The 15,257-nt window shown below is 74.0% G+C and carries 17 protein-coding genes; 8 read left to right on the forward strand and 9 right to left on the reverse strand.

The annotated features are described in order from the left end of the window. The first annotated feature begins 72 nt into the window (after window positions 1-72). The 4 genes from Ae331Ps2_RS01865 to Ae331Ps2_RS01880 are packed head-to-tail and all read left to right on the forward strand — an operon-like array spanning window position 73 to window position 3,569. Window positions 73-996 (forward strand): ACP S-malonyltransferase, encoded by a 924-nt coding sequence (locus Ae331Ps2_RS01865; RefSeq protein WP_075311153.1) that lies wholly within the window; start codon window positions 73-75, stop codon window positions 994-996. A gap of 5 nt (window positions 997-1,001) precedes the next feature. After that, window positions 1,002-1,982: a beta-ketoacyl-ACP synthase III gene (locus Ae331Ps2_RS01870; RefSeq protein ID WP_075311151.1), complete on the forward strand. Its 981-nt coding sequence runs from the start codon at window positions 1,002-1,004 to the stop codon at window positions 1,980-1,982. A gap of 53 nt (window positions 1,983-2,035) precedes the next feature. Further along, window positions 2,036-2,278: an acyl carrier protein gene (locus Ae331Ps2_RS01875; RefSeq protein WP_020623056.1), complete on the forward strand. Its 243-nt coding sequence runs from the start codon at window positions 2,036-2,038 to the stop codon at window positions 2,276-2,278. Between the two features lie 43 nt (window positions 2,279-2,321). Further along, window positions 2,322-3,569: a beta-ketoacyl synthase gene (locus Ae331Ps2_RS01880; protein WP_020623055.1), complete on the forward strand. Its 1,248-nt coding sequence runs from the start codon at window positions 2,322-2,324 to the stop codon at window positions 3,567-3,569. Window positions 3,570-3,612: 43 nt separating this feature from the next. On the opposite strand, the gene Ae331Ps2_RS01885 is transcribed toward Ae331Ps2_RS01880, so the two are convergent. The 3 genes from Ae331Ps2_RS01885 to Ae331Ps2_RS01895 all read right to left on the reverse strand — a co-directional run bounded on the left by Ae331Ps2_RS01885 (window position 3,613) and on the right by Ae331Ps2_RS01895 (window position 5,995). Then, window positions 3,613-4,158 (reverse strand): hypothetical protein, encoded by a 546-nt coding sequence (locus Ae331Ps2_RS01885; RefSeq protein ID WP_075311149.1) that lies wholly within the window; start codon window positions 4,156-4,158, stop codon window positions 3,613-3,615. 43 nt (window positions 4,159-4,201) lie between these two features. Then, window positions 4,202-4,693: a DUF3145 domain-containing protein gene (locus Ae331Ps2_RS01890; protein ID WP_075311147.1), complete on the reverse strand. Its 492-nt coding sequence runs from the start codon at window positions 4,691-4,693 to the stop codon at window positions 4,202-4,204. Window positions 4,694-4,918: 225 nt separating this feature from the next. Further along, window positions 4,919-5,995, reverse strand: coding sequence for an MBL fold metallo-hydrolase (locus tag Ae331Ps2_RS01895; protein WP_075311145.1), 1,077 nt, complete (start codon window positions 5,993-5,995; stop codon window positions 4,919-4,921). Between the two features lie 223 nt (window positions 5,996-6,218). Between Ae331Ps2_RS01895 and Ae331Ps2_RS01900 the strand changes: the two genes are divergently transcribed. Genes Ae331Ps2_RS01900 through Ae331Ps2_RS01910 form a run of 3 tightly spaced genes read left to right on the forward strand, consistent with a single transcriptional unit; the run spans window position 6,219 to window position 7,491 of the window. Beyond that, window positions 6,219-6,431 carry a helix-turn-helix domain-containing protein gene (locus Ae331Ps2_RS01900; protein ID WP_020623051.1) on the forward strand — a complete coding sequence of 71 codons (213 nt, stop codon included), beginning with the start codon at window positions 6,219-6,221 and terminating at the stop codon, window positions 6,429-6,431. Continuing rightward, a complete protein-coding gene (locus Ae331Ps2_RS01905; protein ID WP_075311143.1) occupies window positions 6,428-7,198 on the forward strand; it encodes a methyltransferase domain-containing protein in 771 nt (256 codons plus the stop codon). The genes Ae331Ps2_RS01900 and Ae331Ps2_RS01905 overlap by 4 nt, the downstream gene beginning before the upstream one ends. 56 nt (window positions 7,199-7,254) lie before the next feature. Further along, window positions 7,255-7,491 (forward strand): hypothetical protein, encoded by a 237-nt coding sequence (locus Ae331Ps2_RS01910; protein ID WP_020623049.1) that lies wholly within the window; start codon window positions 7,255-7,257, stop codon window positions 7,489-7,491. Window positions 7,492-7,495: 4 nt separating this feature from the next. On the opposite strand, the gene Ae331Ps2_RS01915 is transcribed toward Ae331Ps2_RS01910, so the two are convergent. After that, window positions 7,496-7,966 carry an NUDIX domain-containing protein gene (locus Ae331Ps2_RS01915; RefSeq protein ID WP_075311141.1) on the reverse strand — a complete coding sequence of 157 codons (471 nt, stop codon included), beginning with the start codon at window positions 7,964-7,966 and terminating at the stop codon, window positions 7,496-7,498. A gap of 77 nt (window positions 7,967-8,043) precedes the next feature. Here Ae331Ps2_RS01915 and Ae331Ps2_RS01920 point away from each other — a divergent pair, with 77 nt between their 5' ends. Continuing rightward, complete coding sequence (locus Ae331Ps2_RS01920) at window positions 8,044-9,045, forward strand: alpha/beta fold hydrolase (protein WP_083695141.1); 1,002 nt, start codon at window positions 8,044-8,046, stop codon at window positions 9,043-9,045. 12 nt (window positions 9,046-9,057) lie between these two features. Here the strand turns inward: Ae331Ps2_RS01920 and Ae331Ps2_RS01925 are convergent, their stop codons facing one another. The 5 genes from Ae331Ps2_RS01925 to Ae331Ps2_RS01945 form a co-directional block, all read right to left on the reverse strand. Beyond that, window positions 9,058-9,699, reverse strand: coding sequence for a hypothetical protein (locus tag Ae331Ps2_RS01925; protein ID WP_075311139.1), 642 nt, complete (start codon window positions 9,697-9,699; stop codon window positions 9,058-9,060). A 108-nt stretch (window positions 9,700-9,807) separates the two neighbouring features. After that, entirely contained in the window at window positions 9,808-12,678 is a 2,871-nt protein-coding gene (locus Ae331Ps2_RS01930; RefSeq protein ID WP_075311137.1) for a vitamin B12-dependent ribonucleotide reductase, read from the reverse strand. A gap of 141 nt (window positions 12,679-12,819) precedes the next feature. After that, a complete protein-coding gene (nrdR, locus tag Ae331Ps2_RS01935; protein ID WP_020623044.1) occupies window positions 12,820-13,311 on the reverse strand; it encodes a transcriptional regulator NrdR in 492 nt (163 codons plus the stop codon). Window positions 13,312-13,937: 626 nt separating this feature from the next. After that, complete coding sequence (locus Ae331Ps2_RS01940) at window positions 13,938-14,729, reverse strand: hypothetical protein (protein WP_075311135.1); 792 nt, start codon at window positions 14,727-14,729, stop codon at window positions 13,938-13,940. Between the two features lie 163 nt (window positions 14,730-14,892). Then, a complete protein-coding gene (locus Ae331Ps2_RS01945; protein ID WP_139318963.1) occupies window positions 14,893-15,117 on the reverse strand; it encodes a hypothetical protein in 225 nt (74 codons plus the stop codon). Window positions 15,118-15,257 lie beyond the last annotated feature (140 nt).

Genomic DNA, 15,257 nt, shown 5'->3' on the forward strand with positions numbered 1-15,257 from the left:
TACAACTTCGGTGGTCCGACTTCGTCGTAACCGGTATCCCGGCCCCGACCCCGAGAGGTGTGTGATGTCCTCGTGATCGCCCTGCTCGCACCCGGCCAGGGGGCCCAGACCCCCGGCATGCTCGCTCCGTGGCTGGAGGACCCGGCCTCGGCGGAGGCCGTCGCCGGCTGGTCCGACGCCGTGGGGCTGGACCTGACGCGCCTCGGCACCACCGCCGACGCGGAGGAGATCACCGACACCGCGGTCACCCAGCCGTTGATCGTCACGCTGGGTCTGCTGGCCGCGCGCCGCCTGCGCGAGCGGGTCGAGCTGCCGTCCGGGACCCTCGTCGCCGGGCACTCGATCGGCGAGATCACCGCCTGCGCGATCGCCGGTGTGCTGACCGAGGACGCCGCCGTCGCCCTCGCCGGGGTCCGCGGCCGCGAGATGGCCGCCGCCTGCGCCGTCGCGCCGACCTCGATGGCCGCCGTGCTCGGCGGCGAGGAGGAGATCGTGCTGGCCCGCCTCGCCGAGCTGGGTCTCGACCCGGCCAACCGCAACGGGGCGGGCCAGATCGTCGCCGCCGGGACGAAGGAGGCGATCACCGAGCTCGTCGCGTCGCCGCCGGAGAAGGCACGGGTGAAGGCGCTCCCGGTCGCCGGGGCGTTCCACACCGCGCACATGGAGCCCGCGCGCGCCGCGCTGGAGAGCCACGCGTCGTCGGTGCCGGTGTCGGATCCGACGCTCACCCTGCTCTCCAACGCCGACGGCGGGACCGTCGACACCGGCGCCGAGGCGCTGCGCCGGCTCGTCGCACAGGTCACCCGGCCGGTGCGCTGGGACGCCTGCATGCAGACCCTCGCCGACCACGGGACCGGTGCGACCCTCGAGCTGCCCCCGGGCGCGACGCTGACCGGGCTCGTCAAGCGCGCGGTCAAGGGGACCCCGACGCTGGCCCTCAAGACCCCCGAGCAGCTCGACGCCGCCGTCGACCTGATCGCCGAGCACGGGAAGTGAGCCGCATGCGACTGGCCGACACCGTCGCCGGAGCCCGCATCCTGGGCGTCGGCAGCTTCCAGCCGGAGCACGTCGTCACCAACGCCGACCTGGCGAAGCGGGTGGAGACCGACGACGCGTGGATCCGCAGCCGCGTCGGCATCGCCGAGCGGCGCATCGCCGACGCCGAGACCCTACTGCCGGACATGGCGGTCGAGGCAGGAACGGCGGCGCTGAAGGACGCGGGGTTCGACCCGGCCGGGCTCGACGCCGTCGTCGTCGCGACCTGCACCATGCCGAACCCGATCCCGAACGCCGCGGCGCAGGTCGCCACCGGGGTCGGCGCGAACGGCGTCGCCGCGTTCGACCTCAACGCCGCGTGCGCGGGCTTCAGCTACGGCGTCGGTGTCGCCTCGGACATGATCCGCGCCGGCTCCGCCCGGCACGTGCTGGTCATCGGCGCGGAGAAGCTGTCGGACTGGGTCGACTGGGACGACCGGTCGACCTGCATCATCTTCGCCGACGGCGCGGGCGCCGCCCTGTTGGGCCCGGCGGAGAGCCCCGACGAGGTGGGTGTCGGTCCGGTCGTCTGGGGCAGCGCGGGTGACATCGCCTCCACGATCCGGATCCTCGGCGAGAGCACGAACAAGCTGCACCAGGAGGGCCAGGCGGTCTTCCGCTGGGCGACGACGGCGATCGCGCCGGTCGCGCTGGGCGCGATCGAGCGCGCCGGGCTCACCCCCGCCGACATCGACGTGCTGATCCCGCACCAGGCGAACCTCCGCATCGTCGAGGCCGTCGCCAAGAAGCTGCGCCAGAAGGGCGCCCGGGAGGACATGGTCGTCGCCGACGACATCGTGCACTCCGGCAACACCTCGTCCGCGTCCATCCCGATGGCGCTGGACCACATGCGCACGGCCGGCCGGGTACGGTCCGGCGACGTGCTGCTCCTCGTAGGCTTCGGCGCAGGACTGTCCTACGCCGGACAGGTCGTCGTCTGCCCCTGACCGGGCACCCCGACCTGGCACCCGCACCCAACCATCGCGCAAGGAGAACCATCGTGGCTGACAACGCCGAGATCCTCACCGGGCTGGCCGAGATCGTCGAGGAGGTCGCCGGCATCGACACCGCCGAGGTGACCCCCGAGAAGTCCTTCGTGGACGACCTGGACATCGACTCGCTGTCGATGGTGGAGATCGCCGTGCAGGCCGAGGACAAGTTCGGCGCCAAGATCCCGGACGACCAGCTCGCCGAGCTGAAGACCGTCGGCGACGCCGTCGACTTCATCGCCAAGCACCAGTGATCGGTACCGGCGTGCAGCTGTCCGCCGGGGAGAAGGAGACGTCATGACCGACGGAGTGGTCGTCACCGGTTTCGGGGCCACCACCCCGCTCGGCGGGGACGCCGCCTCCACCTGGGAGGCGCTGCTCGCCGGGAAGTCCGGGGTCGGGGCCACCCGGGCCGACTGGGTCGAGCGGTTCGACCTCCCGGTGTCCATCTCGGCCCAGCTCGCCGTGGAGCCCACCGAGATCCTGCCCCGTGTGCAGGCCCGCCGGATGGACCGGTGCGAGCAGGTCGCGGTGGTCGCGGCCAAGGAGGCCTGGGCGCACGCCGGACTCGGCCCGGTCCCCGGCGAGGACGGGGCCGCGGTCGAGGCCGAGCGGCTCGCCGTCGTCATCGGCGCGGGCATCGGCGGCGCACCGACGCTGCTCGCGCAGGACGACCTGCTCGAGGAGCACGGGCTGCGCAAGGTCTCGCCGCTGACCGTGCCGATGCTCATGCCCAACGGGCCGGCCGCGCTCGTGAGCCTGGAGTACAAGGCCAAGGGCGGGGTGCACTCCCCCGCCTCGGCGTGCGCCACCGGCGCCGAGGCCCTGGCCTGGGCTTACAAGCTGCTGCGCGACGGGGAGGTCGACGTCGTCCTCGCGGGCGGCGCCGAGTCCTGCATCGTCCCGATCACCGTGGCCGGGTTCGTGCAGTCACGGACCCTGTCCACCCGCAACGACGACCCGGAGGGCGCCTCCCGGCCGTTCGACACCGGGCGGGACGGCTTCGTCCTCGGTGAGGGCTCGGGCGTGCTCGTGCTCGAACGCGAGGAGTTCGCGAAGGCCCGCGGTGCCACCGTGCACGGCCGCCTCGCCGGTGTCGGCATGACGTCCGACGCCTACCACATCACCGGGCCCGACCCCGAGGGCGAGGGCCAGATCCGGGCGATGCAGAAGGCGGTGGCCGGGGCCGGTCTGACCGCCTCGGACATCGTCCACGTCAACTGCCACGCCACCTCCACGGTGGTCGGCGACGTGGGCGAGGCGACGGCCGTGCGGCGGGCGTTCGGCGACCACCCGGTGCTGACCGCGCCGAAGTCGGCGCTCGGGCACCTCGTGGGCGGGGCCGGGGCCGTCGAGGGGATCATCGCGCTGCTCAGCGTGCGCGACGACATCATCCCCGCGACGCTCAACCTCACCGACAAGGACCCGAAGGTCGAGCTGGACGTCGTCGCCGGCGAGCCGCGGAAGATGACCGTGGACGCCGCGGTCAACAACTCGTTCGGCTTCGGCGGGCACAACGCCTCGCTGGTGTTCACCAAGGCCTGACGCCTGGCGTGCGGGTCCCCGGCCGGGGACCCGCACGGCCCTCTCAGCAGGGGGCGCGCAGGATCCCGTCGGGGTCGCCGACGTCCATCCGCGGCGGCGAGCCCGCCATCGGGAACGCGACCTGCCAGCAGATCCGGCCGACGTGCAGGCCGGGCGGTCCGTCGTTCGGGTCCTGGACGCTGATGAAGCGGACCAGGGCGAGCACACCGCCGCCGCTCGTGGAGTCGATCCGGTCGATGCGGATGGTGCCGTCGACGGTGGACCCGATCCCCTCCAGCCACGCCTCGCGGGGCTGCCGGTCGGCGGTCTCGGGGTTCACCACGCGGGTCCAGGTCGCGTGGTCGCGGCCGTTGACCGCGTTGAAGTAGAGCTGCACCTGCTGCATCACCAGCTGGGCGGCCGGGTGCTCGGCGGCGCCCGCGCTGATGGTCACCTCGCTGCTGCCCGCGCCGTCGTCGGGCACCGTCTGCGGCGCGGACGCGGGGGCGACGCCGGAGCGGGTCGTCCCGGACACCGTCCACGCGACACCGCCGACGGCCACCAGTGCCACCAGCAGGACGCCGACCGTGATCGCGGCCCGGCCGTTCACTCCTCGCCCCCATGGGACGACAGTCTGCCCGGCCCGGGCCGGCTCAGCCGACCCGGTGGGTCAGCAGCGTCACCGCCGCGCCGTCACCGGCGAAGCGGAAGGACTCCAGCTCGTCGTCCCAGGCGGTGCCCAGCAGCTGGTCCAGACGCCGGGACAGCCCGGCGCCGCTGTGCTCGGCCATGACCGTGCGCAGCTGGTCCTCGGGCAGCACGACGTCGCCGTTGGCGCTGGTGCGACCGTGCCACATGCCGAGGCCGGGGACGTGCATGAACCGCTCCCCGTCCACGCCGGGGCTCGGCTCCTCGGTCACCTCGAACCGCAGCATCGACCAGGCCCTCAGCGCCCCCGCGAGCGCCCCGCCGCTACCGGCGGGACCGCTCCAGGTGCACTCGGCCCGCATCTGACCGGACGCCACCGGCTGCGCGGACCACTCGAGGGAGACCCGCGTTCCGAGAACGCCCGAGAGCGCCCACTCGACGTGCGGACAGACCGCAGTCGGCGACGAGTGGACGAACACCACTCCGCGTGTGCTCACTGCCAACCTCCGCTGTCGTCGACGAGGATCGTCTTCCCCTACGTCCTCGGCGCAGCGCGGTCGGTGCTGGGACCCGCGGTACAGATGTGCTGGGTGTGGGTGTGGTGACCTCCGTGGCGTGAGTGGACTCCGGTGACCTCACTCTGCCCGATTCCGCTCCGGGGAGCCACCCCGACACGACTACCGGGTGAACGGTGCGCGGCGTGTCGCGGCCCGGCGCGCGGGTCAGGCCGTGTAGGTGGCGACGGCGACCCCGGTGGCGGCGTCGGGAACCTCGGTCCGGCGCAGCTCACCGAGGTCGGCGAGCACGTCGAGGTGCGCCCCGGTCTCCAGGACCGCGAGGGTCCGGTTGAACAGGTCCATGTCCTCCAGCCGGCGTTCCCGCCGGGTCCAGCGCAGGACCCGGGCGACCGCGTCGGCGGTCGGATGGCCCGCGGCGACGGCGTCGCGGCACTGGGCGAGCCGGACCTCGTGGTGGGCCAGCAGCTCGTCGACGCGAGCGTGCGCGCCGCCACCGACCGGGCCGTGCGCGGGCAGCAGGGTCGCGTCCGGCCGGGACCGGACCAGGCGCAGCGAGTCGAGGAACTGCCCGAGCGGGCTCGCCACCGGCGACGGCTGCAGGCCGATCGACGGGGTGATCCGGGGCAGCACGTGGTCCCCGGCGAACAGCAGCTCGTGGGCCTCGTCGGCGAACACGAGGTGCCCACGGGTGTGCCCCGGGGTCTCCACCGCGGTCAGGGTGCGCGTGCCGGCCGGGTCGGCGACGGCGATGGCGGCGCGGTCGGCGACCCACTCGTCGGGGGCCTCCCACTCCTCGGGGAGCGGACGCGGCCACGGCCCGGCCCGGCCGAGCTCGTCGACGATGCCGGCGGCACCGGCACGCAGCAGCCGGGACCGGTCGGGTTCGCCCGGCGGCCGGGCCGGGTCGGTGATGACCTCCAGGTTCGGGCGCTCCCCCGCCCCGAGCAGCACCCGGGTGCCGTACTCGCGGCGCAGCACCGAGGCCAGCGTGTAGTGGTCGCGGTGAGCGTGGGTGACCAGGAAGCGGCGGACGTCGCCGAAACCGGAGCCCAGCGCCGCCAGCGCCTTGCCCAGCAGGTCGCGGGCCTCGTCGATCGCCCAGCCGGAGTCGATCAGGGTCCAGCCGGTGTCGTCGGCGAGTGCGTAGACGTTCACCGCCCGCAGCCCGTCCTGCGGCAGCGGCAGCGGGATCCGGTACACCCCGGGGGCGCTGCGGAACACGCCCGGCGCGGTCCAGTCGCCGTCCGGGTCGTCATCGGTCACGGTGGAAGCGGCGGTCACCGCCCGACGATAGATGACCGGATCCGGGGGCGCCGCACCCTCCTGCGGGGCACATCATCACCCCACGTGTCGGGCCGGGCACCGACAGTCGACATTTTCCGGACAGTCCACCCGAGGGTGGTACACGATCGCACCGGGAGGGTGGCCCGATCCGCGCTACCGTCCCTGCGTTCGGTGATCAGAGGGTCGGCCTGGGGGCGGGTCGGCGAAGGAGGGACGCAGCATGGCGGCAGGGATCCCGGAGCAACGGTCCGGGCAGGACGCGCCGTTCCTCACCGTGGCAGAGGTGGCGGACCGGATGCGGGTCTCCCGGATGACGGTGTACCGGCTGGTGCACTCCGGGGAGCTCCCCGCGGTGCGGTTCGGGCGCTCGTTCCGAGTGCCACCGGAGTCGGTGGAGGCGCTGATCGAGTCGGCGCGCTACACCGGCGGTTGAGACTAGGGAGCCGGAATGCTGCCGGTCGACGCCGCGAGCGCACGGAGGGTCGCGGACACCTACGACACCCCGAGGCCCGGACCGAACGGGAACGGACCCTGGAGCTGCTGGGCCCGCGGGCCGGCGAGCAGATCCTGGTCGTCGGGACCGGACCGGGACAACTGCTCGACGACGTCGCCAGGGCCGTCGGTCCGGGTGCCACGGGGGTCGACCCGGACCCGGTGATGGTGACGCTGGCGCGACGCCGGTGCGGCACCCGTGCCGTCGTCACCCAGCGCGCGCTGGCCGGTCCGGGCTCGCTGCCCGGCGGTCCGTACGACGCCGTGGCCTGCCTGCAGGTCCTGGAGTTCGTCGACGACCTGCCGGCCACCGTCACCGAGCTGTACCGGGTCCTGCGCCCGGGTGGGCGGCTGCTCGTGCTGGACACGGACTGGACCTCGCTGCACTGGCCCGGGCCGGGGCAGGACCGGCACCGCCGCATCCGCGACGCGTGGTGCAGCACGGTGCCGCGGTCGCGGCTGCCCTACGAGCTGGGCCCGCTGCTGCAGCGCGCCGGGTTCGACGGGGAGTGGACACGACGGATGCCGATGCGCGGGCCGGCCTCCACCGGCTACGGCGCCGCGCTGCGGGAGATGGTCGCCGAGGCCGCGCCGGGCCGGTGCGGCCTCACCCGGGCCGAGGTCGACGCGTGGGCGTCGGGCGTCGCGTCCTGCGGCGACGAGCCGTTCTCGGTGGACCGCTGGTTCCTGGGCGCCGTCCGGCCCTGAACCGCGTGCGGACGGGGCGTGGCGCGCGGCGCTCCGGTCGGGCAGCATCTCGGGCCGTGGGCTCCCCGTCGTCGCAGACACCGATCACCGCGCGGGTGAGGATCGGGCAGCAGCCCGACTTCGTCCGGCTGTTCCAGACGCTCCCCCGGGCCGGGGAGTGGGTCAACTTCGCCCCACCCGGCCGGCGGCGCGACGACTACGAGGTCGACTGGGTGCTGCACTGGGCGATCGACCCCGACGACAGCGACAGCCCGGACGTCACCGTCGAGATCCAGCTCGTCGACCCGGAGTAGGCCGCTACCGGAAGCCGTGGCTGCGGACCGCGGCCACGTCGCCGTCGCGCAGGGCGTCGAGCACCGCGCGTTCGTGCGGGACCGTGTCGGCGGGCAGGTCGGCGAGCGCGAACCAGTCCAGGCCCGCGGTCTTCCCGTCCTCGGCGCGGCGTGGCTCGCCGGTCCAGCGACGGCAGGTGAAGAAGAAGTCGACGCGTTCGTCGACCGGGTCCCCGGTGCGCCCGGTGCGGTGCACCGCCGTGAGCGGGACCAGGTCGGCGGGGTCGACGGTGACGCCGAGCTCCTCCCGGGCCTCGCGCACCGCGGCGGCGGCCGCGTCCTCGCCGGCCTCGACGTGCCCGGCCGCGGCGGCGGCCCAGTGGCCGTCCATGAACCCGGTGCCGGCACGCATCTGGAGCAGCACCTCGGTGCGCTCACCGGTGCCGCGCAACAGCAGGACGTAGGACGCCGGGACGACCCGGTAGCGCTCGCTCACGCCGCCGACCCTAGGTGCCGTGGCGCCGTTCGCCGACGGCAACACCGGGGTAACGCGGCGGTCCTACCGTCGGTCCGATGGCGGCCCCCACCTCGCGCCCGGCACCGGTCGGCGACCGGCTCGGCGTCGTGCCGCCGCGGGACTCGGAGCTGCGGTTCCGCACCGTGCACGGCTACCGGCGGGCGTTCCGGGTGGCCGGGTCCGGGCCGGCGGTGGTGCTCGTGCACGGCATCGGGGACAGCTCGGCGACGTGGGAGGCGGTGTTCCCCGCGCTGGCCCGGCGGCACCTGGTGATCGCCCCTGACCTGCTGGGGCACGGGCACTCGGACAAGCCGCGCGCGGACTACTCGGTCGCCGCCTACGCCAACGGCGTGCGGGACCTCCTCGGCGTCCTCGGTGTCCCGCGCGCGACGCTGGTGGGGCACTCGCTGGGCGGTGGCGTCGCCATGCAGTTCGCCTACCAGTACCCCGACCGGACCGAGCGCCTGGTGCTGGTCGGCACCGGCGGGGCGGGCCCGGACGTGACGCCGCTGCTGCGCGCGGTCAGCCTGCCCGGTGCGCAGGCGGTGCTGGCGGCCTCGCAGCTGCCGCCGTTGCGGTGGCAGATCGGGTGGGCCCTCGACGCGCTGCGGCTGGTCGGCGCCGACCTCGGCCGTGACGCCGCCGACCTGCTCCGGCTGGTCGACGCGCTGCCCGACGCGACGTCGCGGGCGGCGTTCATCCGGACGCTGCGGGCCGTCGTCGACTGGCGCGGGCAGGTCGTGACCATGCTGGACCGCTGCTACCTGACCCGCGGGATGCCGACGATGCTGGTGTGGGGCGCCCGGGACGCGGTGGTGCCGCTCGCGCACGCCCACACCGCGCACGCGGCGATGCCGGGCAGCCGGCTGGAGGTGTTCGACGACGCCGGGCACTTCCCGCACCACAGCGACCCGGCCCGGTTCGTGGGGGTGCTGGAGGAGTTCCTCGACTCCACCGACCCGGCACGGTGGAGCCCCGAGCAGTGGCGTCAGCTGCTGCGCTGCCCTCCCCCGCCCGCCGGTGCCGGGGCGCGGCCGGGTCCGGTGTCGGCGACCTGACCCGGGCCGGCGTCAGAGGACGACGCCGAGCCAGCTGCCGGCGCACCCGTGGCAGGCGCCGTGCACCGTCGCGGCCCGGTGCACCGGGCGCAGGCAGATCACGCAGTGGGTGAGCCGGCGCCGGGCCCGGCGCAGCAGCCCGTCACGCACCTGGCGGATGGCGAGCCCGGGGTCGCCGTCCGGGTCGTCGCAGCCGGGCAGGACCGGCACCTCGACGGCGTCGGCCGGGTCGAGCACCGGGAGGTGGCCGTCCCAGCGGGGCTCCGGTCGGGCGAGCAGCACCGGCCCCGACGGGTCGAACCCGAGCATCAGCTGCGGCGGCTCCCCCGCGACGAACCAGGCCACCGGGTCCGGCTCCGCGCCGGGTGGGAGGAGCCCCGCCGAACGCAGGTCCGCATCGGTCCAGCCGCCGCGTCGCAGGTCGGCCGGGGTGAGCCCGAAGTGCCGCAGCCCGTCGGTCGGCAGGTCGAGCTCACGCAGCTCCGCCGGGGACGGGACGCCCACGTAGACGGTGCCGCGCTCCCCCGGCGGCTCGGCGACGGGCGCGGTGTCGTGGCCGTCCGCGACGCGCCACGGGGCGGCGACGAGCACGGCGAGCACCCGCGGGTCGACGCGCAGGCGCCCGGCCACCTCCGCGGTGCGGTCCTCGGTCACCCGGTCTCCGATCCCTGCACCGACGATCCCTGCACCGACGATCCTGCACCGCCACGCGCGCCGGGGCGGCCCCGATGTCGGAGCCGCCCCGGTGTGGTGCGGTGTCGCTCAGCTGCAGCCGCTGGTGGAGCCGCAGCCCTCGCAGAGGTAGCAGGACCCGGCGGGGCGCATCTTCGTCCCGCAGGTCATGCACAGCGGGGCGTCGGCGGCCTTGCCCAGCCGCAGTTCGAGCAGCTCGGTGGAGCTGCCGACCTCGACCGGTGCGGGCTCGGCACCGGCCTCCTTGCGCTCCTCGATCGTCGGCACCGAGGAACGGAACTCCTCGATGTCGAGCTTCTCGCCGGTGCCGTAGTCGTTCTCGACCTGGGCGGACCGCTCGTCGGAGGAGAAGATGCCCAGCTGGGCGCGCTTCTCGTACGGCAGGTGGTCCAGCGCCAGGCGGCGGAACAGGTAGTCCAGCACCGAGGTCGCGATCCGCACGTCCGGGTCGTCGGTCATCCCGGCCGGCTCGAAGCGCAGGTTGGAGAACTTCGAGACGTAGAACTCCAGCGGGATGCCGTACTGCAGGCCCACCGAGATCGACATCGAGAAGGCGTCCATCACACCGGCCAGGGTCGAGCCCTGCTTGCCGAGCTTGACGAAGATCTCGCCGAGGCCGTCGTCGGGGTAGCTGCCGGCGGTGAGGTAGCCCTCGGCGCCGCCGACGGTGAACGACACGGTCTCGCTGGGCCGCTTCTTCGGCAGCCGCTTGCGGACCGGCCGCTGCTCGACGACCGTGACCTTCTCGGCCTCCGCGGTGTCACCGCCGGCCTTCTTGTCGCCGCCCTTGCCCGCGGACAGCGGCTGGCCGACCTTGCAGTTGTCGCGGTAGATCGCCAGGGCCTTGAGACCGAGGCGCCACCCCTCGAGGTAGATCCGCTCGACGTCCTCGACGGTCGCCCGCTCGGGCATGTTGACCGTCTTGGAGATGGCGCCGGACAGGAACGGCTGCGCGGCGGCCATCATGCGGACGTGGCCCATCGGGGCGATCGTCCGGTCGCCCATGGCGCAGTCGAACACCTCGTAGTGCTCGGGCTTCATGCCCGGGGCGTCGACGACGTGGCCGTGCTCGGCGACGTACTCGACGATCGCCTCGGCCTGCTCGGCCTGGTAGCCGAGGTTGTCCAGGGCCCGGCGCACCGACTGGTTGACGATCTGCATGGAGCCGCCGCCGACCAGCTTCTTGAACTTGACCAGCGCCAGGTCCGGCTCGATGCCGGTCGTGTCGCAGTCCATCATCAGGCCGATCGTGCCGGTCGGGGCCAGCACCGACGCCTGCGCGTTGCGCCAGCCGTTGACCTCACCGATGTCCTGGCACTGCTTCCAGACCTGGGTGGCGAGCTTCTGCACCGGGGTGCTGGAGGCGAAGGTGCGGATGCGGTCGTTCTCCGCGGCGTGCTTGCGGATGACCCGCTGGTGGGCCTCGGCGTTGCGGGCGTAGCCCTCGTACGGACCGACGACACCGGCGAGCTCGGCGGAGCGCTTGTACGCGGCACCGGTCATCAGCGAGGTGATGGACCCGGCGAGCGCGCGGCCGCCCTCGGAGTCGTACGCGTGGCCGGTCGCCATGAGCAGCGCGCCGAGGTTGGCGTAGCCGATGCCCAGCTGGCGGAACTTCCGGGTGGTGTCGGCGATCGGCTCGGTCGGGAAGTCCGCGAAGCAGATCGAGATGTCCATCGCGGTGATGATCAGCTCGACGGCCTTGGCGAAGGTCTCGGCGTCGACCCGGTCGTCGGAGTCGAGGAACTTCAGCAGGTTCAGCGACGCGAGGTTGCAGCTGGAGTTGTCCAGGTGCATGTACTCCGAGCACGGGTTCGACGCGCTGATGCGGCCGGACTCCGGGGTGGTGTGCCAGTCGTTGATCGTGCCGTCGTACTGGATGCCCGGGTCGGCGCAGTTCCAGGCCGCCTCGGCGATGCCGCGGAAGAGCTTGCGGGCGTCGACGCGCTCGATGACCTCACCGGTCATCCGGGCACGCAGACCGAAGTCGGTGCCCTCCTCGACCGCGCGCATGAACTCGTCGGTGACGCGGACGGAGTTGTTGGCGTTCTGGTACTGCACCGAGGTGATGTCGGAGCCGCCCAGGTCCATGTCGAAGCCGGCGTCGCGCAGGACGCGGACCTTGGCCTCCTCCTTGGCCTTGGTCTCGACGAACTCCTCGATGTCGGGGTGGTCGACGTCGAGGACGACCATCTTCGCCGCGCGCCGCGTGGCGCCGCCGGACTTGATGGTGCCCGCGGAGGCGTCGGCACCGCGCATGAACGAGACCGGGCCCGAGGCGGTGCCGCCCGAGGACAGCAGCTCCTTCGACGAGCGGATGCGCGAGAGGTTCAGGCCGGCACCGGAGCCGCCCTTGAAGATCAGGCCCTCCTCGCGGTACCAGTTCAGGATCGACTCCATGGTGTCGTCGACCGAGAGGATGAAGCAGGCGCTGACCTGCTGCGGGCTGGCGGTGCCGACGTTGAACCACACCGGCGAGTTGAAGCTGAACACCTGGTGGATCAGCATCCAGGTCAGCTCGTGGTCGAAGATCTCGGCGTCGCCCTCGGTGGCGAAGTAGCCGTGCTCGAGACCGGCCCGCTTGTAGGTGCCGACGACCCGCTCGACGAGCTGCTTCAGGCTCGACTCACGGGTGTCCGAGCCCACCGCGCCGCGGAAGTACTTGCTGGTGACGATGTTGGTGGCGTTGACCGACCAGCTGCGCGGGAACTCGACGCCGCGCTGCTCGAAGTTGACCGTGCCGTCGCGCCAGTTGGTCATGACGACGTCGCGGCGCTCCCACTCCACCTCCTCGTAGGGGTGGACCCCTTCGGTGGTGAAGACACGCTGGACGGTCAGGCCGGGCGCGCGCTTGGCGCCGGTCTTCCCGCGGCTGCGCGCCGGCTTGGTAGCCGCGCTCTCACCGGTGTCTGTCGTCGGGCCCCCGACGGTCTCGGTCATGCATGCCTCCGCACTTGTCACCGTGTACCACCCGCGCGCTGGGGTGCGCGGACGGTCTTCCCCTCCGGTACGACCTGCGACGACGGCCGGTACCGGTCGCCCCCTCGCGGGGTGCGCGCCGGACCCGTGCCGCCGAGCGGCTCACCCGTCCCGGTTGTGGCCGGCCTCGTCGTCGGCTGCTTCCCCGGCAGCCGCCGAACGCAGGTCGGCGATCTCCTTCTCGAAGTCCTCGATGGAGGAGAAGGAGCGATAGACGCTCGCAAATCTCAGGTACGCGACCTCGTCGAGCTCACGCAGCGGCCCGAGGATCGCCAGTCCGACCTCGTGGCTGGGAAGCTCCGCCGCCCCGCGTGCCCGCACGGTCTCCTCGACCCGGTGGGCGAGCTGCTGCAGGTCGTCCTCGTCGACCGGCCGGCCCTGGCACGCCCGCCGAACCCCGCTGACGACCTTCTGTCGACTGAAGGGCTCGGTCACCCCGCTGCGCTTGACGACGGCGAGCACGGCCTCCTCGACCGTGGTGAACCGGCGTCCGCACGAGGTGCAGGACCGGCGCCGACGGGTGCAGGTCCCGTCGTCGGCGGTCCGTGAGTCGATCACGCGGGAATCCGGGTGCCGGCAGAACGGGCAGCGCATGGACGCTCACACCCTCTCCCGTAACGTTCCGGAAACTCTCCGCAGCAATCCATCCCCCCAACCAGTGGCGGAACAACGTCAATGTAACCCCTACATCTAGGGGTCCGCCATCCCGGGGCCCACGCCGCGCCGAGCTTCGCCCGATCGGGATCCGAGCGTTGCACACCACGTTCCGCGACCGGCTCGTCGCCGACGATCATGGAGGGGGACATCGGCGCTGGTGGCGCCGAGGAACGTCACGCGCGGCGCCGTCCGTCGCGCCGCGGGGACCGCGACCGGCGGCCACCCGATGCGGGGACACGCCCTGCCGACGCGCCCGGCGGCTCACCGCCGACGATCCGGCGACATCCCGGCGACCGCCGCCCGACATCCGCGTGCCGGCCCGGCGCATGCCGTCACCCGATGCGACGCCGACACGGCGCCGGATCGCTCCACACCGTCACCGCACCGCCACCGCCGTGACCACGGTCGCCGCGCCGGCACCGCACCACGGCACGCCCGACCGGCTCCGCCCCGGGAGCCCGACACGTCGGCACCGCACCACTGCATGACCCGGGCCGGACACGCCGGCACCACTCCGGGCCACCGGCCCAGCCCACGAGACCGCACCGCGGCCCCGACACTCCTCAGCGCACGGCACCGACCGACGGCACGGCGGCCGCGGGGGCGTTCCAGCCCGCCGCCGCGTCGCCCAGCAGCCCGAGCGCCACCACCGCGGTCGTGGCGCACAGCAGCACCGCGACCCCGGTCAGGAACCGCTCCAGGCGCCCGCGGACCCGGCTGCGGGCCGGGCGGGGGCGGGCCGGGACCAGGCAACGCCGGTCCAGCGGACGGACCGTGCGCGGCGCCGGCACGGCCACCGACCGCGGACCGGACGGCGCCGCGACCCGGGCGGGCCGCACCAGGGTCGCCGTGGAGCCCGGCGCCGAGGTGGTGCAGCGGGGCGTCCGGACCGCGACGTTCGGACCACCGGTGACGCCACGCGGGACCGCCGGACCGACCGGTGCCGCGGTCCGGGCCGCACGCCCGTGAGCCGTCGGACCGTGAGCCGTCGGACCAGGCGCCGTCGGACCGGACGTCGGAACACCGGGCGCCGAGACACCAGGCACCGGGACACCAGGCACCGAGACACCGGCTGCCGAGACACCGGACGCCGTGGCGCGCCGGGAACGGGCGGCGGGGTGCCGCGCGACCGACTCGGTCAGTGCGCGCTCCCGTGCACCGTGGGCGGCCCACCGGTGCGCGGCGCGCGCGACGGCCGACGAGCCGGCACCGGCCGGACCGGCCACACCCTCCGCCGCCCGCACCCGCTCCCGGGCGGCGCGCCGGGCGCGCGAGGTGGGGGTGCCGGGCGCGGGGGCACCGGTCAGGCAGCCGACCGCGCCGTGGTCGCGGATCCGCTCGTCGAGCTCTCGCATGGTTCCTCCTGCCGTCGGACCGCCCGTCCCCCGGGCGGTCTCGTCTCCCCCGCTCCCGACCGGCCCTTCCCCGAGCCCGGTCGAACGGGCGTACGAGCGGTGTAGCACCCGACACCGACAACAACCGCGTCTCCGCAGGTCACCGCACGTGCCGGAGACGCTCTCAGCGTGGCGCGCCGACCGCGGGCGGCACGGCCGGGCCGTGGGCGGCGACGTCGGCGACCACCCCGAGCGCGACGACCGCGGCCGCCGAGGCCAGCAGGACACCCACCGCCGCCACCACGCGGCGCACGGGACCCGGCGTCGGTACGGGCCGCACCGCGCCGGCCGCGGTGCCGACCGGAGCCCGTCCGATGACCGTCATACCCCCGATGACCGCTGCGTCCACGATCGCCACCCCCACTGCCGTTCCCGCTGCCGGTCGCCCCGCGCGGCCGGACGGCGACGCGGACGGCATCCGATCGAACCAGACCGATCGAACCGGTGTTCGATCGAACGCCTGTGCGATGTTCTACCACCACGGCCCGA

Source organism: Pseudonocardia sp. Ae331_Ps2 (genome assembly GCF_001932405.1).
In the GTDB taxonomy this organism is placed as follows: Bacteria; Actinomycetota; Actinomycetes; order Mycobacteriales; family Pseudonocardiaceae; genus Pseudonocardia.

Excerpts from the sequence above, each read along its gene's own strand:
- Ae331Ps2_RS01880 (WP_020623055.1), top strand. The coding sequence starts at position 2,322 with ATGACCGACGGAGTGGTCGTCACCGGTTTCGGGGCCACCACCCCGCTC.
- Ae331Ps2_RS01870 (WP_075311151.1), top strand. The coding sequence starts at position 1,002 with ATGCGACTGGCCGACACCGTCGCCGGAGCCCGCATCCTGGGCGTCGGC.
- Ae331Ps2_RS01900 (WP_020623051.1), top strand. The coding sequence starts at position 6,219 with ATGGCGGCAGGGATCCCGGAGCAACGGTCCGGGCAGGACGCGCCGTTC.
- Ae331Ps2_RS01930 (WP_075311137.1), bottom strand. The coding sequence starts at position 12,678 with ATGACCGAGACCGTCGGGGGCCCGACGACAGACACCGGTGAGAGCGCG.
- Ae331Ps2_RS01920 (WP_083695141.1), top strand. The coding sequence starts at position 8,044 with ATGGCGGCCCCCACCTCGCGCCCGGCACCGGTCGGCGACCGGCTCGGC.
- Ae331Ps2_RS01940 (WP_075311135.1), bottom strand. The coding sequence starts at position 14,729 with ATGCGAGAGCTCGACGAGCGGATCCGCGACCACGGCGCGGTCGGCTGC.
- nrdR (WP_020623044.1), bottom strand. The coding sequence starts at position 13,311 with ATGCGCTGCCCGTTCTGCCGGCACCCGGATTCCCGCGTGATCGACTCA.